Source organism: Streptomyces sp. NPDC013455 (assembly GCF_040632975.1).
Taxonomy (GTDB): domain Bacteria; phylum Actinomycetota; class Actinomycetes; order Streptomycetales; family Streptomycetaceae; genus Streptomyces.
On the sequence record NZ_JBEYCX010000011.1, the window covers coordinates 213815 to 236841 of the forward strand.

Here is a 23027-nt window from a genome sequence, read left to right on the forward strand (position 1 = left end):
CTAAGGGTGACGGAGGGACGCTTGACGGCCTCGCCCCGGCGCCGCCCCCGACGGGCGGCAGGCTGTGCACCTCCGACTTCCCAGCTGGCCCGGGACTAAGCAGAGGCGCTCAGCAGAGTCATCCGCATCACAGACGAGCGACGGGGAACCGGCACTCCGGGGGCGCCGTGGTGCCCGGCCGTCTCCGGGTGCAGTGCCCACCCGGGCGCTGCAAGGTGGGATTGCCACACACGTACCCCGAGTACAGCAGGAGGACCACCATGGCGAAGGCGAAGGACTCGTCGGGGAAGGACCAGCCGTCCAAGGGCGACAAGGTGGCCTGGCGCAGCCACGGCAGCGAGACCACGGGCACCGTCGAGAAGAAGATCACCAAGCGCACCAAGGCGGCGGGCCGCACCGTGGACGCCTCGCCCGACGACCCGCAGTACGAGGTGCGCAGCGACAAGTCGGGCCGTACCGCCGTGCACAAGCCGTCGGCCCTCAAGAAGAAGAAGTAGACCGGCGTGACCGACACCGACCGGCACCGCGAGACCTGGGACGCCTTCCGCGAGCTGGTGAACATGTCGCCCTCCGCGCTGGAGAAGTGGCTGGCGACGGAGGAGTCCCAGGCGGCCGGACAGCACAAGGACGGAGGCGAGTCCACCGGTCATGCCTCCGGCCGCACGATCGTGGACATCCTCCGCAAGAAGAAGGGCGACCTCTCGGACGCGGACTACGCGCACATGCGCAAGGTGATCGGCTACATCCGCCGCCACCTCGCGCAGCGCCCGTCCGGAGACGTGCGGGACACCCGGTGGCGCCACTCGCTGATGAACTGGGGCCACGACCCCCTCACCGGCGACTGATCCCCGCCGCACGGAGGGCAGGGTGCGGGGGCGCCGCGCCGGCGCCCCCGCGCCGTCGTACCCGCGGCCGCGTGCCTACAGTGGAAGGAGGTCTCCAGCCCGACATGCCCTGACATGCCCTGACAACCCGAGCGGAGCACACATGAGGTACCCCTCCGCCGGACCGGCGGGCGACGCCGACGCCTTGTTCGGCCTTGACGCGCTCGACGCGGGGGCGGCGCCCGCGAAGGACGACGGCCCCGAGGGCGGCCGCACCCCCGGGGACGACGGCGGCAGCACCCGCGGGGGCGACGGCGACGCCCGTCCCGTCTTCCGTGACTCGCCCGCGGCCCGCCGCCTGCTGGCCGTGCGGACCGTCTACGCCGAACCCGCCTCCGCCGCCTCCCCGCGCGGCCGTGAGATCCTCGCCCGTTTCCCGGACGCCGAGGTGACCGAGGTGGACTCGCACTGGCGCATCCCGGGGCTGCACGGCAACGAGGGGAACGTCGAGCGGTGGGTGCGCGTCAAGGGCGAGACCCTGGTCCTCGGTGAGCGCAAGACGCTGACCACCAGGCCCAACGGACGCTCCGCCGACTGGATCGCCCCGGGCGCCTCCAACGGGTGCGCGATGGCCTGCGCCTACTGCTACGTGCCGCGCCGCAAGGGGTACGCCAATCCCATCACCGTCTTCACGAACATCGACGGCATCCTGGCCCACCTGGCACGGCACATCGGCCGCCAGGGCCGCAAACCGGAACCCAACCAGTGCGACGACTCGGCCTGGGTCTACGACATCGGGGAGAACGGCGACTGCTCGGTGGACGCGCTGATCAGCGACAACACCGCCGACCTCGTGCGGTTCTTCCGCCAGTGGCCCACGGCGAAGGCGTCGTTCGCCACCAAGTTCGTCAACCCCGATCTGCTGGCGCTGGACCCGCGGGGCCGGACCCGCGTCCGTTTCTCGCTGATGCCCGCGGCGGACTCGCGGCTGCTGGACATCCGGACGTCACCGGTGGGCGAGAGGATCGCCGCCGCCGCGGACTTCCTGGACGCCGGCTACGAGGTCCACTTCAATCTCTCCCCCGTGGTGCTGCGCCCCGGCTGGGAGGAAGCCTGGACGGAGGTCCTGCGTCATCTCGACGACGTCCTGCCCGACCGGGTCAAACGGCAGGCGGCGGCCGAGGTGATCATGCTGACGCACAACCGGGAACTGCACGAGGTCAACCTCGGCTGGCACCCCCGCGCCGAGGAAGTGCTGTGGCAGCCCGCCCTCCAGCAGGGCAAACGCTCGGAGAACGGGGCGATGAACGTCCGCTACAAGAACCGCGTGAAGGCGGAGGCCGTGCAGACCCTGCGCGACCTGGTGGCCGCCCACACGCCCTGGCTGCGCATCCGCTACGCCTTCTGAGGGCTTCGGCCGCCCGCCGCCACATCAGCGGTCCCGACCTGGGTACCTCCCCGCGAAGGAGGTTGCGATGTTCGAAGCATCCGATATCCGCGAATGGCGGGGGCACGACGTCGTCGACACGAAGGGTCACAAGATCGGCACGTTGGAGTCGATCTACGTCGACACCGCTACCGACCAGCCCTTCTTCGCCACGGTGACCATGGGCCTGCCCACCCGGCGCCGGCTGGCGTTCGTGCCCCTCGTGGGTGCGACCGTCGGTCCGGGGTACCTGAAAGTCACCCACAGCAAGGACCGGGTCAAGAAGGCCCCGACGATCGACACCGACGGGGAACTGCCCGCCGCCCAGGAACCGGAGGTCTTCGCCCACTACGAGCTGACCTACACACCGGGCGCCGGCGGCGAACGGCGTCTGGCCCGCCGCTGACCCGCCGAAGTCACCGGGAGATCCGATGAGCCTGTTCCTGTTCCTCATCCTCGTGGCCGTCATCCTGGGCATCATCGGCGTCGCCGTCCACGGCCTGTTCTATCTCCTGGTCATCGGCGTCGTCGTCCTCGTCCTCGATCTCGTCTACGCCGCCGTGCGCTTCCGCCGGGGCGGCAGGAAGCACCGCGTGGTCCGCTGACGGGTGCCGGCGGCGCCCCGGGAACGGGGGTCCGTCGAAGGCATGTGCCCACGGTCCGGCCGCCGTGTCGGCGCATGACCGGCCCCCCGCCGGTGAGACATCGCCTATGGACGAACCGACATCCCACGGCCCGCTGCCGGCCCCCCGTGACCCGTCCCCGTCCGACATCGTGCTCACCGCGGACTTCGCCTCCGAGGAACAGTGGGTCGCGGGTCGCTCATGGGCCTATCCGGGAGGCGGCCCGGTCAATCCGGGTGACAACAAACTGGACTACCTGGTGTCCGACCCCGACTACAGCCGCTCCGGAGTGTTCCGGGCCAGACGCCGGCCAGACGGCAAGTGGAACACCGGGCTGCTGACCACGGAGGGCAGCGCGCAGGGCTTCACCGTCCGGACGGGAGACGTGCTGGAGGCACGGGTCCGGCTGCCCGAGGAGATCGGCGCCTGGCCGGCCATCTGGACCTGGCGGGACGGCGACCAGGAGATCGACGTCTTCGAGTACCACCCGGACAACCCGGATCTGCTGGAGTTCACCAACCACGTGCGCGGCGCCAACCGCTACGTGCACGACGAGGCCGTCGGCCCCGGCGCCTGGGTGGACCTGCGCACCGAGTTCGGTGCCCGCTCCGTGGTCTGGTGGCTGAACGGCACCCGGGTCTTCGCGGACCGGCGGGGCGTCGGCCACGGCTGGCACGCCTACCTCATCGTCAACCTCTCCGTGAGCGCCGGGCGGTACCACCCACAGCCCGCGCCCGAGACGACCGAGATGTCCTACGAGGTCGCGAGCCTGGTCGTACGGCGTCCGCCGGCAGGCGGCAGGCCGCGCGGCAGGACGGCCGCCGACGGCGCAGAGACGGCTTCCGCGGCGGGGGACGGAGCCCAGGAGCCCGCCGAACCGTGAGTCGCCGAACCGTGAGCCCGCCGAACCCGGAGCCCGCCGAACCTGGAGCCGCCGACGGGGCGCCGTACGGGTGCCTACCGGCGTGTACGTGTCTACCGGCGTTTACCGGCCTCTACCGGTCGGGTTCCCGGTGTTCGTCCTCGCGCCGGTCCTCGCGCGTGCGTTCCTCCGCCTCGACGCCGCGCAACGGCTCACCGGCCTCCGTGCCCTGTCCCGGCCGGTAGCCCTCCCCGGCGCTCGCCGTCCCCGGGACCGTCCGCTCCCGGGCCTGGCTTTCACCGCCCGAGTGCGCTCCGGGTTCCTCGTCGTCGCGGGCCCGGGCGAACCGGTCGGCGGGCTCGTCGGTGTGTTCGGTCATGGCCTTCCTCCGATCCACTCACGACAGGCCCGGGTTCCCTCCGCTCCGCCGGGACAAACGGGCACCCGCGCCGGCGGCAGCAGCACCCGCGGGCCCGCTTGGCGCACACGCGTAGGCGCGAGCGGTTCCGGGGCCGGGCCCCGTGCCGGACGGCCGTGTCACGAGCCGACAACGAGTCCCGGCCGGCGCAACCGGTCCTGGCCGGAAATCGTCCGTCCCTGCGACAGACACGGCCGGCCCTCTCACCGACAGGACCACACCCATGCAGACCTCCCGGACGACCCGCCGTCTCAGACCCGGCACCGTTCTCCGCACGACCGCGACGAGTGCGTGCGCCGCCGTCCTGGCGTTGCTGCTCGCGGCCTGTGACGGAGACGGAGCCTCCCCAGCGTCCTCGGCGTCCTCGGCGCCCCCCGGTGGCACGAGCACGGCGGCGGCGCAGCCGGGCGGCGGCAAAGGGACCGGCGCCCCGACGGCCGGGGCCGGGCCGGCCGGCAAGCCGGACACGGGTTCCTCCTTGTCCGCCGCGGCCGCTTCGTCCGCCTCCGCGGCACCGGCACCCGCCGAACCGGCCGCCTCCACCGCCCCCGCCCCCGGCGACGGCGACGACGGCTGCGACCACAAGATGCCCATCTCGCCCGACGAGATCGCGGTCTACCGCTACACCCCCGAAGGGGGCGCGCTGAGCCTCATCGTCAAGCACGGCAACTGGGGCTGCGCTCCCAAGGACTCCGACGGCGCGCCCTTCGAGACCGTGGGCAAGGAGACGTACATCCCGATGGACCAGGCGGCGTACATCACCGTCACCGATCCCATCGTGGAGAGCACCGAGAACCAGCCCATGGGCGTGCAGGAGTTCCTCGACTGGCTCGACGCCCACCCCGACCGCGGGCTGGTGTTCAAGTACCACCTCGGCGCCGACGGGGCCATCGACCGCCTGGAGGAGGAGTTCACCCCCTGAGCGGTCAGGCGGCGGCCTCGTCCCGGTCGGAAGCCGGCCACACGTAGGGCAGGTCGTCGGGGACGCCCGGGAACGCGTGCGCGTAGGTCTCCCGGTCCTTGCGCACGAGCGCGGACTGGTGGCTGCGGTGGAAGGCCGCGTCACCGAGCCACGGCGGCAGCTCCCCGGCCGCGGCGAGGGCGGCCTGGTCGCGCACGTGAGCGCCGGGACGGTTCGCGGCGTACCCCGCGACCAGGGACGCGGCGCAGCTGTCCTGGTGTCCCTGCTCCCGCCACACCCGGCAGATCTCCAGGCCGTAGCGGACGAGGGCCTCCTCGTAGCCGCGCCACATCCGCACCGCCGGGTGCCTGCGCCAGCCGTACCCGGGGACGGTCAGGCCGCGCAGCACCTGCAGCGCCTCGACCCGCTGCTTGCCCAGGCGGCGGCGGTCCAGGAGCAGGGCGGAGCGCCGGAAGTCGGCATCGGGCAGGAAGGTCTGCATGGGCGCCGTCCTCGGGTCGGGGTGTCCGGTGGTCTCGCGCTGGTCAGCGTGCTCAGCGTGCGGCCCGGCGGGCCGCGTCGTCGGCCTCGCCGCCGGCGCCGAGCAGTCCGGTCGGTGTCAGTACGCCCTCGGCCTCCAGGCGGGGCAGGTGCCGGCGGGCCCGGCGCAGGACCAGCGGCGGCAGGGCGGAGCGCACCGGCTGCACCAGCCGCAGCCAGGGGGGTGCGTACACGGCCGTGCGCCGCTTCTCCAGGCCGCGCACGATCCGTGCGGCGACCTCCTCGACCGGGTACACCCGGCGCGCGTACGACGGCATCCGGCCGCGCAGCTCGCGCAGGACGGCGTACCGGTCGGCGTCGTGCACCATGTCGGTGTCGGTCCAGTTCAGGTAGGCGATGCCCACCGCGACGCCGTGGCCGACGACCTCGGCGCGCAGCGCGTGCGCGAAGGCCTCCACACCCGCCTTGGAGGCGCAGTAGGCGCTCATCAGCGGGGCGGCGCCGAAGGACGCGAGCGAGGCGATCTGGAGGTAGTAGCCGGACGTGGCCCGCAGGTCCGGGAGGAAGACCCGCGCGGTCTGGGCGCTGCCGGTGAGGTTGATGTCGATGACCCGGCGCCACTCGGCCGGGTCCGTCGCGGTGAGCAGGCCGCCCTCCGCGACACCGGCGTTGGCGATCACGACCGAGGGCGGCCCCAGGGTCCGGCGCACCTCACGCGCGGCCCGCTCCAGTGCGGGCAGGTCGGTCACGTCCGCCTCGACCGCGAGCGCCCGCGTCGGCATCCGCGCGGCCAGTTCTTCCAGCAGGTCCTTCTCGTGCCCGAGGAGCACCGGCCGCGCTCCGCGCCGGGCGACCTCGCGGGCGAGTGCCGCTCCCACGCCGCGGGCGGCACCCGTCACCACGACGGTCCGGTTTCGCAGGGGGCTGCTTGCCACGGCTCTCCCCTCTCTGTGCGGGGTGCTTCGACGCGGTCCGGGGCGCGGGTCAGGTCCCGGCGTCCGGGGGGCACGCCGTGTGGGCGGGGTGTCCGGGCGTACGGCGGGCCTCTTTCATCTCGGCCTCGTACAGGTGGTCCCGGCCCTGGGCGAGTTCGGTGACCGCACCGCGTTCCACTTGGCAGAACGGCCGGTAGTAGGTGGCGTTGTACGCCTCGACGATCTGGAACGTCCAGTGCCCCGGGATGACGTTGCGGCCCAGGATCTCGGTCTCGACCCGGTCCGCCCACTCCCGGTGTCCGGCCTCGCGCAGCAGCCGTACCGCCCGGTCCAGTTCCAGGTCGGCACCGCCGGTGAGCTGGTGGAAGCTGTACAGGTGGCCGCGGGCGCGCTCGACGGTCTCCAGCGCCTTGGACAGTGATCCGAGGGCTTCCACGGTCAGGTCGTCGACACCATCGGGACGGCGGTGCCGGGCGTCGGGCCCGGCCGACCCGTCTTCGTGATCGTTCATCGCGCTCCTCGCAGGCTGTGGGTACCGTCCGTGCGGTCTTCTCGCGGTACCGGGTGACCGGATGCGCCCTCGGCCGGGCGTCCGCTCAGTGGGGGCGGCGTCCGGTGCGGTCCCGGCGGGTCAGGACCCGCTGGGCACCGGCGAGCCCGGGTGACCGGCGGGCGCGCAGCGCGGCACGCGCGGCGTTGGCTCCGGGGGCACCGTGCACGCCGCCGCCGGGGTGGGCTCCGGCCGAGGCGAGGAAGAGTCCCGCCACGGGTGTCTCCGGCCGCCCGGTGCCGGGCACGGGGCGGAGGACGAGCTGCTGGTGGAGGGCGGTCGTGCCGCCGTTGATGGCACCGCCCGGGAGGTTGGCGTCGAGCGCTTCGAGAGTGGGCGGTGCGAGTATGCGCCGGGCCCGGATCAGGGAGCGGAAGCCCGGTGCGAAGCGTTCCACCTGCCGTTCCATGCGGTCCGCCATGCGCTCCTGGTCCACCGGACCCCAGTCGCCCCGGATGCCCTCGTCACCGGCGTCCGCGCGGACGTCGTGCGGGAGGTGCGTGTACGCCCAGGCGGCCTCGGTGCCCGCGGGGGACCGGGAGGGGTCCGCGAGGGTCATCTGCCCGAACAACAGGAAGGGCCGGTCGGGGACCTGGCGCATGGCGATCTGCGCGGCGAAGCGGGTCAGCTCGTCCACGCCGTCGGCCAGGTGGACGGTCCCGGCCCGGCGGGCCTGCTCGGCCCGCCACGGCACCGGGCCGTCCAGTGCCCAGTCCACCTTGAAGGTGGCGAAGTCCCACTGGAAGCGCCGCAGGTCGTCGAGCAGCTGTGCGGGCAGGTGCTCGGCGCCGACCAGGTCCCGGTAGAGGGCGGGCACGGCCACATCGGCGAGTACGGCCCTGCGCGCGGGCACCATCTCACCGGCGGCCGTCCGCACCCCCACGGCGCGGCCCCCGCCGACGACGACGCGCTGCACCCGCTGCCCGCAGCGCACCTCTCCGCCGCGCCGGCGCAGCCGCCGGACCAGCGCGTCGGTCAACGCGCCGGAACCACCGGCCGGCACCGGGAAACCGTACGTCTGCCCCAGCATCGACATCAGCCAGCCGAAGCCGCCGCTGCCCGCCGACTCGGGACCGAGATCGGCGTGCAGGGCGTTGCCCGCGAGCAGCAGCCGGCCGCCCTCGCCGCGGAACTCCTCCTCCCCCATCCGGCGCACCGGCAGGACCAGCGACCGGGCGGTGCGCAGACCGCCCGCCGTGTGCAGGGTCCGCAGCAGCCGCACCGACGCCTTGACCGGCGGGAACGGCGTGAACAAGCCGCTGAGCAGGCCCGGCCGCAGGGTCTGCCACAGCTCGAACAGACGCCGCCAGGCCGCCCCGTCGCCGGGTGCGAACGCTTCGGCGGACTCCGCCGTGACGTCGATCCTCCGGTCCAGCACGGCGCACCGGCCGTCGGTCAGCGGGTGGGCGAGCACGTGGGGCGCGTGGCTCCAGCGCAGCCCCTCGTCCTCCAGGCGGAGCGCGGAGAGCACGGGGGACGCGGCGGCCAGGGGATAGAAGGAGCTGAAGACATCGCTGACGAAGTCCGGGTGGACTCCTCGGTCGTGACGGACCGCGCCGCCCGGCTCCGGCTGTTCCTCCAGCACCTGGACGCTCCATCCGGCGTCCGCCAGCAGGTTGGCGGCCACCAGTCCGTTGGGTCCCGCCCCGATGACGACGGCGTCAGGCATGACGGGCCCGTCCGGCGTGCCCCTGCCCCCCGGACGGCTCGCGGCGTCCGCCCGGTCCGTCCTCGCAGCACCGGGCCAGCCGGGCGAGCATGGAGCGGTGGCGCAGCTGGATCAGCGCCTCGAGACCGACGTTGTGCAGTGCGGCCCCGGGGCCGCGCAGCGGATGCTCGTCCGCGATGACCAGGCAGTGCTCACCCCACTCCCGCAGCTCGATGGAGAAGCGTGCCGTGCCGAGGAAACCGGCGATGATCTCCAGTTCGAGCAGGGACCCCTCCCGGCAGTGCCGTACGACCGTCTCGTTGGCGAGTGTGAGCGGGCCCAGCCGGATCTCGTACGTGATGGACGCGTCCTTCTGCGGCCACTGGCCCTGCTTCGGCCTGGAGGCCCCGGTGCCGACGACCCACTCGGCGTACCGGTGTCCGTCGGCGAGGACTTCCCAGACCGCGGCGGGGTCCGCCTTGATCACACGATGCCGGACCGCCATGTGTGCCTCCGGGGCGTGAAGTGACGACAAGTGTCTGCCGGGTGCCCCGGGAACCCGCGGCCCAACCCCGGCGGAACCCGCGGCCCAAACCCGCTGGCCCGGCGTGCGCGCACCACCTCAGCGCACCACCTCAGCGCACCACCTCAGCGCACCGCCTCAGCGTGCCGCCGGACCGCTGCCCGTGGCCCACCCGGCCAGGCCCCGCAGCAGGGCGCTGCGGCCGCGGTCGGGAACCGTCCACAGGGTCACTCCCCGCACTCCCCACCGCTCCAGCAGGGCGTCGGCGGCCAGGAAGCCGGTCGTGGCGGCCCGTTCCATCAGCGCCACGGGCAGACCGGTGCGCACCAGGTCGCCGGCGACCACGAGACCCGGGTCCGGGGTGCGGACGGTCGGCCGGCCGCGGTAGCCGCCGACCGGGAACAGCGGGCAGTCGTCGTGCCACTCGTGCCGTACGTCGGTGACCGCGGCCCCGCGTGTCTCGGGCCAGACCCGGTACAACTGTTCGATCAGGCGTTTCTCCTCGACGTCCCGGGGTGCCCCCTCCGGTACCGCGTAGGCGTGCAGTTCGAGTACGGACCCGCCGGTGCGCGCGGCCCAGTGGGCGGCCTCGTCCTCCCAGCGCTCCAGCACGCTGATGTTGTCGAGGGTGGGGAACCCGCCGGTGCCCAGGAACCCGGGCCGGTCCGGCGCCACGGGCCGGTCCAGCCACAGACGGGTCACCAGGAACGGCGGGGCGGTGCGCAGCCGGGCGATCCGCTCGCGCCACGGGGCGTCGCCCAGCCGGTCCGAGCGGGCGACGACGCCGCGCAGGCCCGCGGTGTCCAGGGCGAGGACGACACCGTCGTGACACCGCTCCTCCCGGTCGGTGGTGACCCGGTAGCCGCCGCCCTGCCGCGGCGCGATGTGTTCGACGGCCGTGGAGGTGCGCACCTCCGCCCCGTGCCGGTGCAGGTGACCGGCGAGCGGGTCCCACAGGGCGGTGGGGTACGGCGACCGGGGCACGTCGAACAGCAGTCCCTCGGCGGAGCCGAGGAAGTAGATGTGGAACATCAGTGCCATCTCGGCCGCCGAGAGCCGGCGGGGGTCGGCGAAGAAGCTGCGCGAGAACACCTCGAACGCGAGGTGCCGGGCCTTCTCCGGGAAGCGGACGGCGTCGAGGAAGTCGTGGGCGCTGGTGTGGTCGAGCCGGTCGTAGACGTCGGGAACGCGGACGTCGAGCAGCGGCAGCGCCGCCACCGGGTTCATGCGGCGCAGGTCCCGCACGGCGAAGGAGGGACTGAGGGCGGCGAAGCCGAGCGCGCTCCACGGCGGGGTGCGCGGGACGTGGCGGAAGCTGTCCCGCATCCCTCCGGCGTGCAGCAGCGGGTAGTCGGGGAGGGCGGTGAGCCGCCGCAGGCCGGGGTCGGTGCGGCGGAGCAGCTCGCGCAGGTTGTAGTACTGGCGGAAGAAGGCGTGGAAGCCGCGGCTCATGGTCACCGGGGTGCCGTCCCGGAGGGTGGTCGGCCAGCCTCCGGCGCGGCCGCCGAGGTACGGCTGGCGTTCGTACAGCGTCACGGCCACCCCGCGCTCGGCGAGCGCGGTGGCGGCGGCCAGGCCGGCGATGCCGCCACCGACGACGGCGGCGGTGGGGCGGGGGCCGTCGACGCGGGGTTTCCCGGGCCTGGCCGGCAGCCGCCGGGCCCGCCGGTCCCGGCCACGGGCGGCGTACTCCGGCTGCCCGGCCCGCCTCATCGGACGCCTTTCGCACGCCGGGCGGCTTTCGCACGCCGGGCGGCTTCCGGGGGCAGGGCCGTGCCCGGGGGCAGGGCGGTCTCCGGGCGTACAGCGGCCTCCGAACGTGCGGCGGGTTCCGGGGGCGGGGCGGTCTCCGGGCGTACAGCGGCCTCCGAACGTGCGGCTGGTTCCGGGCGCCTGGCGACGAAGGTGTGGGTGATGCCCGTCTGCCAGCCCGGCAGCGGCAGGGTCCGGACGTCGGCGAAGCCGGCCGCGCGGACGCGGGCGGCGAAGCGGTCGGCGGTGTCGAACTCGACGACGCTGCGCCACAGGTGGCGGTACAGGCCGCCGTCCCCGAGGACGGACGCCACCGGCTGCACCAGGCCGCGGCAGACCAGGGTCCACACCGCGCGGTCGGTGCGGCGGCCGCCGAGGGTGTATTCGTGCACGGCGAGCCGGCCGCCGGGCACGAGCAGGTCGCGGACGCCGGCGAGGACGGCGTCGGGGTCGGACACGTTGCGCAGGAGGTAGGCGGCGAAGACCGCGTCGAACGGTCCGCTCACGCCGGCCTCGGCCAGGCGCTCCGCGGAGGCCCGCACGAAGGTCACGTCCTCCGCCCAGGGCTTGGCCGCGGCCCGCCGCAGCATGCCGGCGGAGGCGTCGACGGCCGTGATGCGGGCGGCCGGGAGGACGGCACGGAGCGCGGCCGTCGAGGCGCCGGTGCCGCAGCCGAGGTCCAGCAGGCGCAGGCCCGCCCCGTGTCCGGGCAGGCCGAGCCGGCGCACCGAGCGGCGCAGGTGCGCGTGGTAGCCGGGGTTGGCGGCGACCAGCGCGTCGTAACTGCGGGCGGCGTGGTCGAACGCGGCGGTGAGGTCCTCGTCGCGCAACAGGGTCATACGGTCTCCAGGGGCGGGGGGTAGTCGAACGGGCGGCGGGGCAGGCTGGGCAGTTCGAGGGCCGAGCGGAGCATCGGGCCGACCGGGGTGCGCAGGCCGACGGCGAGGTCCTCGCGCAGCCGGGTGCGTCCGTCGAGGAAGCGCAGCAGCCGGGGCGCGGGGACCCGGCGGAACAGGTCGCAGAAGAGGTCGGGGCCGTCGATCCGGCCGCCGGCCAGGGCGCGCAGCAGTACGGCGTCCATGGCGCGGGAGCGGACGGAGTGGGCGGGGGGCGGTACGGGCCGCCGTCCCCGGCGCAGGGCGGCGGCGACGGCCCGGGTCTGGCGCTGCAGGCCGGCGAAGGTGTAGCCGGTGGCGGGACGGGTCGCGCCGCCCGCGGCCCCGATCCGGAAGACGGAGGCCCCGACCTGCCGTGGCATCGGGGCATCCGTCATCGGGATGACCCCGGTCTCGGTGGCCAGGACGCTCAGGTCGCCGAGGCGCAGGATCTCGTGGGCGTAGTTCCGCACCGCCGTCTCGTAGCCCTCCTCCGTGAGGAGCCGGGGGGAGAACTCCGTGTACTCGACGAGCGCCTCGTGCGGTCCGGTGGGCAGGACGTAGCCGAACGACAGACCGGCGGCGGGCTGCGGGGTGCGGAAGTCCATGAGCTCCACCGTGCCGGGGTCGAAGACCGGCCGTGCGGTGCGGACGAACCAGCCGTGGAAGTGCTGGAGCAGCGTGGTGCGGGCGGCCGGCAGGCTGCCGAGGGGCCGGGAGTCGAACACCCAGCGGGCGCCGAGCACGCGTACCCCGCCGTCGGCGTCCCGCAACCGGACCCGGGCCCCGCCCTCGACGTCCTCCACCGTCTCGACGGTGGCCTCGACTTGCCGCACGTTCGGGCTGCGCGCCAGGTCCCGCCGGACCAGGTCCTCGAAGTCGTCGGACCGGATCATCTTGTAGCGCAGCGGCCCGAGGTCCCCTTCGATCGGGTCGCCGGCCGGCGGCCGTACCCGCAGATGCCGCCAACCGGCCGTCAGCGCGGCGTCGAAACGCCCGGGACCCGCCTCCCAGAAGCACCAGGTGCGCGGCGGCGGGCGCAGCGGACCCGGCGGGGCGTCCACCAGGACGACGGACGGCGTCCGCAGCCCCGGCACCGGGCCGGCCAGGCGATGGGCCAGCGACAGACCGGCGGCTCCCCCGCCCACGACGGCCACCTGCGCCTCGAACACGACGGCTCCTTCCGTGCTGCGCGTTCCCGTGTGTCTCGCGCACCGTGCGCGTGTTCCGGCCCGTGTGCCCGAACGGATGCGGGTCACTCGGCTGCGACACGCGTCGGTCATGGCGGGCGCGGGTGGTGGAAGGCATGGCCACAGACGGTCGGCCACGCTTCGGCCGGTGCCGCATCCAGGTTCGGTACCCGCGCCGAAGACGTGGCGACGAACCGCTGTGTGCTCACGACGAGAGGAACCGGGATGTGCCCCACACAGGCGAAGGAACACCATGCGGTCGCACCACCGCCCGCCCCGCGCCCGGTTCCGTCGACGGGATCGCCCGTCCGGGCGAGCCCGGACGGGGGAATGGGCGAGGTCCGATGCGCGCTCCCCGCCGACCCGGCCGAGGCACGTGTGATCGACGCGGACGTACCCGCCGCCGTCGGCCGGGTGCTCGACGAGGTCCTCGGTGACCGCGTCGCCCGGGCCCGGGCCATGGACGCCCTGTTCGCCGAGGAACTGGCGGGAAGGGTCGCACGGTTCACCCGGGCGGGCGGCAAACGTCTGCGCTCACAGCTGCTGTGGTGGACGTTCCGTGCCTGTGGTGGCTCCGGGGAGGGGCCGGTGGCGGCGGCCGTGCGGATCGGTGCCGCGCTGGAACTGCTCCAGACCTGCGCCCTCGTGCACGACGACGTGATGGACGGCTCGGCACTGCGGCGCGGCCGGCCGGCACTCCACGCCGATCTGCGCACCCGGTACGCCGGCTCGGCATCCCCCGGCCGCGTCGCCCGCTTCGCGGAGGCGGGCGGGCTCCTGGCCGGCGATCTGGCGCTCGCCTGGTCGGACGACCTGATGGCCGAGACACCGCTCGATCCCGCGACGGGGCGGACCGTGCGCCGGCTGTGGAGCGACCTGCGCACGGAGATGGTGGCCGGTCAGTACCTGGAGGTCCAGGGCCAGATCACGGGGTCGTCCTCGCTGTCCCGGGCGCTGCGCGCGGCCCGCCTCAAGAGCGGCCGGTACTCCGTGGAGCGGCCCCTCGCACTGGGTGCGGCGCTGGCGGGTGCCGACGACGCCACGACGCGGGCGCTCTGCTCGGCCGGCCGCCGTGTCGGGGTGGCCTTCCAGCTGCGCGACGACCTGAACGACGTCTTCGCCGCGCCCCGGTGGACCGGCAAGCCGTGCGGCGGCGACATCCGTGAGGGCAAGCCGACGTCCCTCGTCGCCCTCGCGCGGATGCGGGCCGAGGCCACGGGCGACCGGCACGCGCTGGCCGTACTGCGTGACGCGCTCGGCGACGCCGGGCTCACCGAGGCGGACCTCGACCGGGTCAGGGAGGTGCTGACCAGGACGGGGGCCCGCGCGACGGTCGAGGACTGGATCGCCCGGCTGGTGACGCGCGGCCTGCGCGACCTCGACGGGGCCCGCCTGGCACCCGAGCCGGGAGCCCGCCTGCGCCGCCTGCTCACCGCGGCGGCCGACAGGACCGCCCACGAAGCCCACGAGCCCCCCGGTGGCCCGCACCACGCGCCCGACGCCGCCGGCAGCCCCCACCCCGACCCCACCGGCCACTTCCCCACCGGAGCCGACGCCATCGAACGCCCGCACCCCGACCCGACCTCCGACACCACCCACGGCCCGCACCCCCGCCCCCGCCCCCGCCCCCGCCCGGAAGCACCCTGCGACGACGGCGACCACCCCCACCCCCAAGCCCTCTCCGACGGCACCGATCACGCCCACCCGCAAGCACCCCCCGACGGCACGGGCCGCCACCCCCGTCCCGGGCCCGGCCCGGCCGTGTCGTCGTGTCCCTCCCCCTCCGGCGGTAAGGAGACCGGCCGATGAGGCGTACGCTGCGCGGACGCAGCGACCACGTCGTGGTGGTGGGAGCCGGCCTCGCCGGTCTGTCGGCCACCCTGCACCTGCTCGGCGCCGGACGCCGCGTCACCGTCGTCGAGCGGGAGGCGCTGCCCGGCGGCCGCGCCGGACGCCTGGATCTGGGCGGCTACCGGATCGACACCGGTCCCACCGTGCTGACCATGCCCGACCTCGCCGAGGAGGCCTTCGCGGCCGTCGGCGACAGCCTGCACCGGCGGGTCGAACTGATCCCCCTGCACCCGGCCTACCGGGCCCGCTTCGCGGACGGCAGCACCCTCGACGTGCACACCGACGCCGACGCGATGACGGCGGAGGTGGAACGCTTCGCCGGTCCCGGTGAGGCGGCCGGCTACCGCAGGCTGCGCGAGTGGCTGGGCGAACTGCACCGGGCGCAGATGCGCCGCTTCATCGACGCCAACTTCGACTCCCCGCTCAACCTGCTCAACACCGACCTGGCCCGGCTGGCCGCGCTCGGGGGATTCGGCCGGCTGGACGCCCGGATCGGGCGGTTCCTCGGGGACGAACGCCTGCGCCGGGTGTTCTCGTTCCAGGCGCTGTACGCGGGCGTCCCGCCCGCCCGGGCCCTGGCCGCGTACGCCGTCATCGCCTACATGGACACCATCGCCGGCGTGTACTTCCCGCGGGGCGGCATGCACGCCCTGCCGCGGGCCATGGCGGACGCCGCCGCCGACGCGGGCGCGGAACTGCGCTACGGGCAGGAGGTGACCCGTCTGGAACGCTCCGGGGACCGTGTCACCGCCGTCGTCACCGATCAGGACCGCATCCCCTGCGACGCCGTCGTCCTCACCCCGGACCTGCCCGTCACCTACCGGCTCCTCGGCCGCAGCCCCCGGCGCCCCGTGCGGCTGCGGCACTCCCCGTCCGCGGTGGTGCTGCACGCCGGAACGGACCGCACCTGGCCGCAACTGGCGCACCACACCCTCTTCTTCGGCGCGGCCTGGCACTCCACGTTCACCGAACTCACCCGGACCGGACGGCTGATGAGCGATCCGTCGCTGCTCGTGACCCGGCCCACCGCCACCGATCCCGGGCTCGCGCCGCCGGGCCGCCACCTGCACTACATCCTGGCGCCCTGCCCCAACACCGACATCGGTCCGAATGCCGTCGCGTGGGGCGAACTCGGTCCCCGCTACCGCCAGACGCTGCTGGGGGAGCTCCAGCGGCGCGGTCTGGACGGCATCGAGGCCGCCGTCGAGGAGGAGTGTCTCGTCACACCGGCCACCTGGCATGCCGCCGGCCATGCCGCGGGCACGCCGTTCTCGGCCGCCCACACCTTCTCCCAGACCGGGCCGTTCCGGCCGCGGAACCTGGTGCGGGGCACGGAGAACGCCGTCCTCGCCGGCTGCGGCACCACACCGGGCGTCGGCGTGCCGACCGTACTGGTGTCGGGCAAGCTCGCCGCCGCGCGGATCACCGGCCTGCCGGACCCGGCACCCGCCGTGCCGCACACGTCGTCACACACGTCGTCGCACACCACGTCCGCGCAGGGGGAGGCGACCACCGTATGACGGACCGTGAACTGGACGCGGCGGGGATCGGCGACCCCGCGCTGCGCGCCGCCTACCGCCACTGCCGCGACCTCAACGCACGCCACGGCAAGACGTATTTCCTCGCCACCCGGCTGCTGCCGGTCGAGCGCAGGCCCGCCGTGCACGCTCTGTACGGCTTCGCCCGCTGGGCCGACGACATCGTCGACTGCCTGGGCGGCGGCGCCGGCGCCCGGCAGCGGGCGGGGGCCCTGACGGAGCTGCGGCGGAGCCTGGACGAGGGGCTGCGGGACGGGCACAGCCACGAGCCGGTGGTCCTGGCGCTGACCGACACCGCACGCCGTTACGGCATCGAGCACACGCTGTTCCACGACTTCATGTCCGCGATGAGCGCCGACCTGACCGTGACCGACTACGCCACCTACGACGACCTGCGCGGCTACATGCACGGCTCGGCCGCGGTGATCGGGCTCCAGATGCTGCCGGTGCTGGGCACGGTCGTGCCGCGGGAGCAGGCCGCGCCGTACGCGGCGGCGCTCGGCGTCGCCTTCCAGCTGAGCAACTTCCTCCGCGACGTCGGCGAGGACCTGGACCGGGGACGCGTCTACCTGCCCGCCGATCTGCTCGCCGGCCACGGCGTGGACCGGGAGCTGCTGCGGTGGAGCCGGGACAGCGGCCGGCACGATCCCCGGATCACGGCCGCCCTGCGCGAGTTCGAGGCGCTGACGCGCGGGGTCTACCGGGAGGCGCTGCCGGGGCTGGCCATGCTGGCCCCGGTGTCGCGCCCGTGCATCCGTACCGCGTTCATCCTGTACCGGGGCATCCTGGACGCGGTCGCCCAGGACGGTTACTCGGTGCTGCACCGCCGCGCTGTGGTCCCGCGCCGGCGCCGCGCGGTGGTCGCCGCCGACGGCCTGCTGCGGGCGGTCGGCGCGCGGCTGCGTACCGGCCGCCCCGCCCGGCGTCCCGCGCCGCCGCCCGCGCCCACCGCGCCCACCGCGCCCACCGCGCCGCCCGCGCGGCACTCGGCGCCCGGGCCGCACGCTCCGGCCCAGGCCGTGTCGTACCCGGCCGCGGAGGAGGTCGGATGAACCGCGTCCCGTCCGGCCGGCGCGGCCGTCTTCCGCTCTCGCTGCGCCGGCGCCCGGTGCCGTGGGAGCGTCAGCGGCCCACCTGGCGCGATGCCAGGCCCACGGTGATCGCCGAGGCACTGAAGCGGGCGCAAGCGCGCCCGTCCGGCAACTGGTACGTGGTCGGCGCCTCGTGCGACCTGCGGGGGGACCGTCCGCTCGCCCGGACCGTCGCCGGGCGGGAGGTGGTCGTCTGGCGGGGTCCCGGCGGACGGCTCACGGGCGGGCCCGGCGTCTGCCCCCATCTCGGCGCACCGCTGCGGGACAGTCCCGTGCGCTGCGGCACCCTGGTGTGCCACTGGCACGGACTGGCCCTGGACGGCACGCCGTACGCGGGCTGGGCTCCCCTGCCGGTGCACGACGACGGCGTGCTGGTGTGGGTGCGGCTGGACGAGGTGGGCGGTGAGCCGCCGCTGGACGCGCCGGTCGTCGTGGGGCGGCCCGAGCGGGCCGGTGCGCTGACCACCGTCTACGCCGGCACGGGGCTCTGCGAGACCGAGGACGTCGTGGCCAATCGCCTCGACCCGTGGCACGGTGCGTGGTTCCATCCGTACGCGTTCGTGGACCTCGCCGTGGTCGGCTCGCCCGACGGCTCCGGGGGCGGGACCGGGGACGCCTTCACCGTGGACGTCTCCTTCAAGGTGGCGGGACGTGTGGTGGTCCCGGTCCGGGCGGTCTTCACGGCTCCCGGACCGCGCACGGTCGTGATGCGCATCACCGACGGCGAAGGCGCGGGTTCCGTGGTCGAGACCCACGCCACACCCCTGGGACCGGACGAGCTGGGCCGGCCGCGGACCGCGGTGACCGAAGCCGTGCTGGCCGTCTCCGACCGGCCGGGATTCGCGGTCGCCCGCCGGGCGGCGCCCCTGCTGCGGCCACTGGTCCGCGCGGCCGCGGGGCGCCTGTGGCGGGACGACCTCGCCTACGCCGAACGACGCTGGCGGCTGCGCTCCACGGGGCGCTTCCCCGGCTGACCGGCCGGGCGGACGGGGGCGGCTTGCGTCGTGCGGCTCGATGCGGGACTGTTGCCGGAAGGCATCTGTCCTCGGTCGCAGAGAGGTGGTGGGGCGCGTCCGCGGCGCGCCCCCGCGTGTGTTCGGTTCCAGCGGCTCCCCCGTGAGCCCTCGCAGCACCGCAAGCGGTCTGGGCACGGCCTGGGCTCATGCCCCGTACCCGGTCGTCATCGCCGACCGGGACGGAGACCTGGTGGAAGTGAACGCCGCGGCACGGCTGTTGTGGCCCGACGCGGCCCACGGCGACCGGCTGCGCGACACGGTACCGCCGTGGCTGGCCGAGGCCCACGCACGGTTGGCGGGCGAGGGATTCGACGGCACGGTACGGACGGCCGGCGCCGTCGCGGACCGGTTCTTCGAAGCCCACGCGACCCCGGCGGACGACGGGGAGGTGGTGTGGTGGCTCGTCGACGACACCGACCGCCGGCTGGCGGAGGCGGCGCTCACCGACGTACGGCAGCGCTCCGCTCTGCTGGCCGATGTCTCCAGCCAGCTGCTGTCGACCCTGAACGTGACGCGGTGCATGGAGGCCACGGTCCGCATGGCCACCGACCACCTCGCCGAGGCCGCGCTGCTCGTCGCCCCGCCGCTGGGCCGCCGCCACCAGCTGACCTACGCCTACCGGGGCGGGCCGGTGACCCGGGTGACCGCGTCGGTCGACGTGCACGGCGTGCCGGGCCTCGCCGAGGCCCTGCAAGGGTTCCCGCCCGTACCGGCGCGCTGGATCAACCCGGCCGTCCTGCCCGGCTGGGTGCGCCCGGCGGACTTCTCCGCGCCGGTGGGCTCCGTCATCGTCACCCCGCTTCCCGGGCACGGCGTGCCCGCCGGCGCGCTCGTCCTGCTGCGCACCAGCGGCGAACAGGCCTTCAGCGACGAGGAAGAACTGTTCGCCCGGCTCTTCGCCGCCCGGGCCGGGACCGCCCTGTCGGCCGCCCGTCTGTACGCGGAGCAGGCCACCGTCACCGCCACGCTGATGCGGGAACTGCTGCCGCCGCGGCTGGAGAACGTGCACGGGGTGGAGTACGCGGGCGCCTACCGCCCGGCGCGGGACACCGAACGGATAGGCGGTGACTTCTACGACGTCCACCCCGGCAGCGATCCCACCGAGGAGACGCTCGTGGCGCTCGGGGACGTGGCCGGCAAGGGACTGGACGCCGCGGTCATGACCGGCAAGATCCGCAACACCCTGCACGCGCTGCTGCCGCTCGCCGCCGACCACGCACGCATCCTGACCCTGCTCAACCGGGCGTTGCTGTCCTCCCACCACACCCGGTTCGCCACCCTCGTCCTGGCCTCCGTCCGCCGTCGCGGCAGCACGGTGGAGCTGCGCCTGACCAGCGCGGGGCACCTCGCGCCGCTGATCGTCCGCGGCGACGGCACCGTCGAGGAGACCGCCACCCGCGGCTCCCTCATCGGCGCCCTGCCCGAGGTCACCGCCGTCACCGCCGAGGTGACGCTGCGCCCTGGGGAGACCTGTCTGCTCTACACCGACGGCGTCACCGAGGCCCGCGGGGGCCCGCTCGGGGACGAACTGTACGGTGAACAGCGGCTGAAGCGAGTCCTTGCCGAGTGCGCGGGAATGCCTGCCGAAGCGGTCGTCGAGCGGGTCCAGATGCTGACCTCCCAGTGGGTGGGTGCGGGCAGCCACGACGACATCGCCACCCTGGCGATCGGCGCGCCCCGTGCGGCGGATCCGACGGTGCGGGGCGGTCCGGGCCGCGCCGACGGCACGACGAAGCGGAGGAACGGGTGAGCGCTCCCACGGCGACCGGCGCCGGCGTCCTGGTGGACGACCTGTGGCAGGCCGTGACCACGGGTGACGAGTACACGGCCGTCGACGTCGTCCAGCGGGCTCTGGCCGACGGGGTGGACGAGGAGGCACTGCTCCTCGACGTGATCGCCGCCGTACAGCGCAGGATCGGCGCCGAATGGGCCGCCGACCGCCTGACGGTGGCTCAGGAGCACGCGGCGACCGCCATCACCGAACGGGTGATCACCGCCGTCGTGCACGCCCGGCAGCGCACGGCCGGGACCGACCGCGCCCCCCGGGGGCGGGTGACGGTCGCGTGCGTGGACGGTGAGTGGCACGCCGTACCGGCCCGGCTGGTCGCCGAGGTCCTGCGCCTGCGGGGCTGGCACGTGGACTACCTCGGCGCCCAGACCCCGACCCACCACCTGATCTCCCACCTGTACGGCACCGATGCCCAGGCGGTACTGCTGTCCGGCTCGATCCCCACGCGCCTGCCCGCCGCCCACGCGGCCATCACCGCCTGCCAGGCCGTCGGCGTGCCGGTCATGGCGGGCGGGCGGGCCTTCGGCCCGGACGGCCGTTACGCCCACGCGCTCGGCGCCGACCGCTGGGCGTCCGACGCCCGCGCCGCGGCGGCGATCCTCGACGAGGGCCTGGCCCCGCCCGATCCGGCGGCGGCCCGCCAGATGGTGGACGACCTGCCGCACCTCACCGACCAGGAATACACCTTCGTCGCCCAGTCCCGGGCCCTCCTCGTCCGGCAGACGCTGACGAGCCTGGAGGAGCGGTTCCCGCCGCTGCGCGCCTATGACGACGCGCAGCGCGAGCGGACCGCGGAAGACCTCGCCCACATCGTCGACTTCCTGACCGCCGCCCTGTACGTCGACGACGCGGCCCTCTTCGCCGACTTCCTGCGCTGGACCGCGGACGTGCTGGAGGCGCGGCACGTCCCGGCGCGCTCCCTGGTCGCCGCGCTCGGTGTCCTCGGCGAGCAGCTGCGGGACTTCCCCCGGGCCCTGGGCCTCCTCGACGCCGGCACCGCCGCGCTGGCCGACCGCCCCCTGCCTCCTCTCGCCGGCCCCGCCGTCCCGGCGTGACCGGTGGCCCCACACCGGCCGTGCGATCCGTCCGCCGGGTGGAGGGTGACGGCCGTGGCAACCAGATCCGCTTCGGCGGGCCGGTGCCGGCAGAGCATGGCCTCGTGCATTCGATCAGGCAAGCCCACCCCTTCCAGGAGCGCCGATGGCCGCACGAACCGGCAAGGAATTCCTCCAGCGACTGTCCGGGTCGCGCCCCACGGTCCACATCCAGGGCGAGACCCTCAACGGGGGCATCCAGAACCACCCGGCCTTCCGCAACGTCGTCCGGACCTATGCGGAGCTGTACGACCTCCAGCACTCGGACGAGCACAAGGACGTCCTCACCTACACCTCGCCCACTTCCGGCGAGCGCGTCGCCACCTCCTTCCTCACCCCGAAGACCCCCGAAGACCTGGTCAAGCGCCGCAAGGCCTACAAGCTGTGGGCCGACCACAGCAACGGGATGCTCGGCCGCACCGGCGACTACATGAACGCCTGCCTGATGGCGCTCGACTCGGCCGCCGACTGGTTCGCCCAGGCCGGCCCGGAGTTCGGCGAGAACATCCGCCGCTACTACGAGAAGGCCCGCGAGGAGGACCTCCTGGCCACCCACACCCTGATCCCGCCGCAGGCCAATCGCGCGATGCCCGGCACCCGGCAGGCCGGCGGCAAGCTCGCCGCGCGCATCGTGAGGGAGGACGACAACGGCATCGTCGTCCACGGCGCGCGGATGCTCGCCACCATCGCTCCGTTCGCCGACGAGATGCTCGTCTTCCCCTCCACCGTGCTGCGCGGCACCCCCGAGGACAAGCCGTACTCCTACGCCTTCGCCATCCCCAACGACACCCCGGGCTTGCGCTACATCGCCCGCGAGCCGCTGCACTACGACCGCCCGGCCCACGACCACCCCCTCTCCTCCCGCTTCGAGGAATCGGACTGCGTCGTGGTCTTCGACAACGTGCACGTGCCCTTCGAGCGCGTCTTCGCCATGGGCGACGCCGAGCTGTGCAACGGCTTCTACTCCCGGACCGAATCGGTCGGCCACATGACCCACCAGGTCGTCACCCGCACCACCGCCAAGACCGAGTACGTCCTCGGCCTGGTGTCGCTGCTGACCGAGGCCATCGGCATCGAGCAGTTCCAGCACGTCCAGGAGGACATCGCCGAGATCATCACGACGCTGGAGATGCTGCGCGCCTTCCTGCGCGCCGCGGAGGCGGACGCCGAGGTCAACGAGTACGGCGTCCTCACCCCTGCCTGGGCGCCGCTCAACACGGCCCGCAACCTCTACCCCAAGCTCTACCAGCGCTTCCCGCAGATCCTGCGCAAACTCGGAGCCTCCGGCCTGATGGCCACGCCGACCGAGCCGGACATCACCGGCCCGGCGGCGGCGGACATCGAGGCGTACCTGCAGTCGGCCACCCTCACCGGCCCCGAGCGGGTCAAGCTCTTCCGCCTGGTGTGGGACACCTGTATCTCCGCCTTCTCCAGCCGCCAGGCGCTGTACGAGTACTACTTCTTCGGCGACCCGGTGCGGATGGCCGGCGCGTACGTGAAGAGCTACGACCGCGAGCCGTACAAGGCGAAGGTGCAGGCTTTCCTCGACCGCACCTGACCCGGGGGCGGACGGCATGACACCCCCGCTCGTCACCCGGCCGTCGAAGACCTGCACCCGCG

The 23027-nt window shown here is 74.3% G+C and carries 23 protein-coding genes; 14 read left to right on the forward strand and 9 right to left on the reverse strand.

The window, feature by feature from the left end; all coding sequences use genetic code 11:
- The first annotated feature begins 260 nt into the window (after nt 1-260).
- The 6 genes from ABZ576_RS19935 (at nt 261) to ABZ576_RS19960 (ending at nt 3756) form a co-directional block, all read left to right on the forward strand.
- Nucleotides 261-497, forward strand: coding sequence for a DUF2945 domain-containing protein (locus tag ABZ576_RS19935; protein WP_360741976.1), 237 nt, complete (start codon nt 261-263; stop codon nt 495-497).
- Nucleotides 498-503: 6 nt separating this feature from the next.
- The gene (locus ABZ576_RS19940; RefSeq protein WP_360741979.1) at nt 504-845 is read left to right on the forward strand and encodes a DUF3140 domain-containing protein; all 342 of its coding nucleotides are present in this window, start codon (nt 504-506) and stop codon (nt 843-845) included.
- 142 nt (nt 846-987) lie between these two features.
- Nucleotides 988-2232, forward strand: coding sequence for a spore photoproduct lyase family protein (locus tag ABZ576_RS19945; protein ID WP_360741981.1), 1245 nt, complete (start codon nt 988-990; stop codon nt 2230-2232).
- A 67-nt stretch (nt 2233-2299) separates the two neighbouring features.
- Nucleotides 2300-2656: a PRC-barrel domain-containing protein gene (locus ABZ576_RS19950; RefSeq protein ID WP_360741984.1), complete on the forward strand. Its 357-nt coding sequence runs from the start codon at nt 2300-2302 to the stop codon at nt 2654-2656.
- Nucleotides 2657-2681: 25 nt separating this feature from the next.
- Nucleotides 2682-2855: a hypothetical protein gene (locus ABZ576_RS19955; RefSeq protein WP_360741987.1), complete on the forward strand. Its 174-nt coding sequence runs from the start codon at nt 2682-2684 to the stop codon at nt 2853-2855.
- A 106-nt stretch (nt 2856-2961) separates the two neighbouring features.
- Nucleotides 2962-3756: a beta-glucanase gene (locus tag ABZ576_RS19960; RefSeq protein ID WP_360741990.1), complete on the forward strand. Its 795-nt coding sequence runs from the start codon at nt 2962-2964 to the stop codon at nt 3754-3756.
- Nucleotides 3757-3868: 112 nt separating this feature from the next.
- On the opposite strand, the gene ABZ576_RS19965 is transcribed toward ABZ576_RS19960, so the two are convergent.
- Nucleotides 3869-4114 (reverse strand): hypothetical protein, encoded by a 246-nt coding sequence (locus tag ABZ576_RS19965; RefSeq protein WP_360741993.1) that lies wholly within the window; start codon nt 4112-4114, stop codon nt 3869-3871.
- A gap of 517 nt (nt 4115-4631) precedes the next feature.
- Here ABZ576_RS19965 and ABZ576_RS19970 point away from each other — a divergent pair.
- Entirely contained in the window at nt 4632-5075 is a 444-nt protein-coding gene (locus ABZ576_RS19970) for a hypothetical protein (RefSeq protein WP_360741996.1), read from the forward strand.
- Between the two features lie 4 nt (nt 5076-5079).
- Here the strand turns inward: ABZ576_RS19970 and ABZ576_RS19975 are convergent, their stop codons facing one another.
- The 8 genes from ABZ576_RS19975 to ABZ576_RS20010 form a co-directional block, all read right to left on the reverse strand.
- On the reverse strand, nt 5080-5556 hold the full coding sequence (locus ABZ576_RS19975) for an MSMEG_6728 family protein (RefSeq protein ID WP_360741999.1): 477 nt from the start codon (nt 5554-5556) through the stop codon (nt 5080-5082).
- A gap of 52 nt (nt 5557-5608) precedes the next feature.
- The gene (locus ABZ576_RS19980; RefSeq protein WP_360742001.1) at nt 5609-6490 is read right to left on the reverse strand and encodes an SDR family oxidoreductase; all 882 of its coding nucleotides are present in this window, start codon (nt 6488-6490) and stop codon (nt 5609-5611) included.
- A 49-nt stretch (nt 6491-6539) separates the two neighbouring features.
- Nucleotides 6540-7001, reverse strand: coding sequence for a hypothetical protein (locus tag ABZ576_RS19985; RefSeq protein ID WP_360742004.1), 462 nt, complete (start codon nt 6999-7001; stop codon nt 6540-6542).
- A gap of 85 nt (nt 7002-7086) precedes the next feature.
- Nucleotides 7087-8709 carry an NAD(P)/FAD-dependent oxidoreductase gene (locus tag ABZ576_RS19990; protein WP_360742007.1) on the reverse strand — a complete coding sequence of 541 codons (1623 nt, stop codon included), beginning with the start codon at nt 8707-8709 and terminating at the stop codon, nt 7087-7089.
- Nucleotides 8702-9193 (reverse strand): SRPBCC family protein, encoded by a 492-nt coding sequence (locus tag ABZ576_RS19995; protein ID WP_360742010.1) that lies wholly within the window; start codon nt 9191-9193, stop codon nt 8702-8704. Before ABZ576_RS19995 ends, ABZ576_RS19990 begins: the two co-directional genes overlap by 8 nt.
- A gap of 156 nt (nt 9194-9349) precedes the next feature.
- Complete coding sequence (locus ABZ576_RS20000; RefSeq protein WP_360742012.1) at nt 9350-10924, reverse strand: FAD-dependent oxidoreductase; 1575 nt, start codon at nt 10922-10924, stop codon at nt 9350-9352.
- Nucleotides 10921-11802 (reverse strand): class I SAM-dependent methyltransferase, encoded by an 882-nt coding sequence (locus ABZ576_RS20005; RefSeq protein WP_360742015.1) that lies wholly within the window; start codon nt 11800-11802, stop codon nt 10921-10923. Before ABZ576_RS20005 ends, ABZ576_RS20000 begins: the two co-directional genes overlap by 4 nt.
- Nucleotides 11799-13010 (reverse strand): lycopene cyclase family protein, encoded by a 1212-nt coding sequence (locus ABZ576_RS20010; RefSeq protein ID WP_360742018.1) that lies wholly within the window; start codon nt 13008-13010, stop codon nt 11799-11801. The genes ABZ576_RS20005 and ABZ576_RS20010 overlap by 4 nt, the downstream gene beginning before the upstream one ends.
- A gap of 348 nt (nt 13011-13358) precedes the next feature.
- Here ABZ576_RS20010 and ABZ576_RS20015 point away from each other — a divergent pair, with 348 nt between their 5' ends.
- The 7 genes from ABZ576_RS20015 (at nt 13359) to hpaB (ending at nt 22965) form a co-directional block, all read left to right on the forward strand.
- Nucleotides 13359-14837 (forward strand): polyprenyl synthetase family protein, encoded by a 1479-nt coding sequence (locus ABZ576_RS20015; protein WP_360742021.1) that lies wholly within the window; start codon nt 13359-13361, stop codon nt 14835-14837.
- Nucleotides 14834-16399, forward strand: coding sequence for a phytoene desaturase (locus ABZ576_RS20020; protein ID WP_360742024.1), 1566 nt, complete (start codon nt 14834-14836; stop codon nt 16397-16399). The genes ABZ576_RS20015 and ABZ576_RS20020 overlap by 4 nt, the downstream gene beginning before the upstream one ends.
- On the forward strand, nt 16396-17469 hold the full coding sequence (locus ABZ576_RS20025; protein ID WP_360742027.1) for a phytoene/squalene synthase family protein: 1074 nt from the start codon (nt 16396-16398) through the stop codon (nt 17467-17469). Before ABZ576_RS20020 ends, ABZ576_RS20025 begins: the two co-directional genes overlap by 4 nt.
- On the forward strand, nt 17466-18482 hold the full coding sequence (locus ABZ576_RS20030) for a DUF5914 domain-containing protein (RefSeq protein ID WP_360742030.1): 1017 nt from the start codon (nt 17466-17468) through the stop codon (nt 18480-18482). The genes ABZ576_RS20025 and ABZ576_RS20030 overlap by 4 nt, the downstream gene beginning before the upstream one ends.
- Nucleotides 18483-18624: 142 nt before the next feature.
- Complete coding sequence (locus ABZ576_RS20035) at nt 18625-20274, forward strand: GAF domain-containing SpoIIE family protein phosphatase (protein WP_360742033.1); 1650 nt, start codon at nt 18625-18627, stop codon at nt 20272-20274.
- Entirely contained in the window at nt 20271-21368 is a 1098-nt protein-coding gene (locus ABZ576_RS20040) for a cobalamin-dependent protein (RefSeq protein ID WP_360742036.1), read from the forward strand. The genes ABZ576_RS20035 and ABZ576_RS20040 overlap by 4 nt, the downstream gene beginning before the upstream one ends.
- A gap of 145 nt (nt 21369-21513) precedes the next feature.
- Nucleotides 21514-22965: a 4-hydroxyphenylacetate 3-monooxygenase, oxygenase component gene (gene hpaB, locus ABZ576_RS20045; protein ID WP_360742039.1), complete on the forward strand. Its 1452-nt coding sequence runs from the start codon at nt 21514-21516 to the stop codon at nt 22963-22965.
- Nucleotides 22966-23027: the final 62 nt, after the last annotated feature.

Coding starts and splice junctions, on each gene's coding strand:
- ABZ576_RS19935 (WP_360741976.1), top strand. CDS start 261: ATGGCGAAGGCGAAGGACTCGTCGGGGAAGGACCAGCCGTCCAAGGGC.
- ABZ576_RS19945 (WP_360741981.1), top strand. CDS start 988: ATGAGGTACCCCTCCGCCGGACCGGCGGGCGACGCCGACGCCTTGTTC.
- ABZ576_RS19950 (WP_360741984.1), top strand. CDS start 2,300: ATGTTCGAAGCATCCGATATCCGCGAATGGCGGGGGCACGACGTCGTC.
- ABZ576_RS19955 (WP_360741987.1), top strand. CDS start 2,682: ATGAGCCTGTTCCTGTTCCTCATCCTCGTGGCCGTCATCCTGGGCATC.
- ABZ576_RS19960 (WP_360741990.1), top strand. CDS start 2,962: ATGGACGAACCGACATCCCACGGCCCGCTGCCGGCCCCCCGTGACCCG.
- ABZ576_RS19965 (WP_360741993.1), bottom strand. CDS start 4,114: ATGACCGAACACACCGACGAGCCCGCCGACCGGTTCGCCCGGGCCCGC.
- ABZ576_RS19975 (WP_360741999.1), bottom strand. CDS start 5,556: ATGCAGACCTTCCTGCCCGATGCCGACTTCCGGCGCTCCGCCCTGCTC.
- ABZ576_RS19985 (WP_360742004.1), bottom strand. CDS start 7,001: ATGAACGATCACGAAGACGGGTCGGCCGGGCCCGACGCCCGGCACCGC.
- ABZ576_RS19990 (WP_360742007.1), bottom strand. CDS start 8,709: ATGCCTGACGCCGTCGTCATCGGGGCGGGACCCAACGGACTGGTGGCC.
- ABZ576_RS19995 (WP_360742010.1), bottom strand. CDS start 9,193: ATGGCGGTCCGGCATCGTGTGATCAAGGCGGACCCCGCCGCGGTCTGG.
- ABZ576_RS20000 (WP_360742012.1), bottom strand. CDS start 10,924: ATGAGGCGGGCCGGGCAGCCGGAGTACGCCGCCCGTGGCCGGGACCGG.
- ABZ576_RS20005 (WP_360742015.1), bottom strand. CDS start 11,802: ATGACCCTGTTGCGCGACGAGGACCTCACCGCCGCGTTCGACCACGCC.
- ABZ576_RS20015 (WP_360742021.1), top strand. CDS start 13,359: ATGGGCGAGGTCCGATGCGCGCTCCCCGCCGACCCGGCCGAGGCACGT.
- ABZ576_RS20020 (WP_360742024.1), top strand. CDS start 14,834: ATGAGGCGTACGCTGCGCGGACGCAGCGACCACGTCGTGGTGGTGGGA.
- ABZ576_RS20025 (WP_360742027.1), top strand. CDS start 16,396: ATGACGGACCGTGAACTGGACGCGGCGGGGATCGGCGACCCCGCGCTG.
- ABZ576_RS20030 (WP_360742030.1), top strand. CDS start 17,466: ATGAACCGCGTCCCGTCCGGCCGGCGCGGCCGTCTTCCGCTCTCGCTG.
- hpaB (WP_360742039.1), top strand. CDS start 21,514: ATGGCCGCACGAACCGGCAAGGAATTCCTCCAGCGACTGTCCGGGTCG.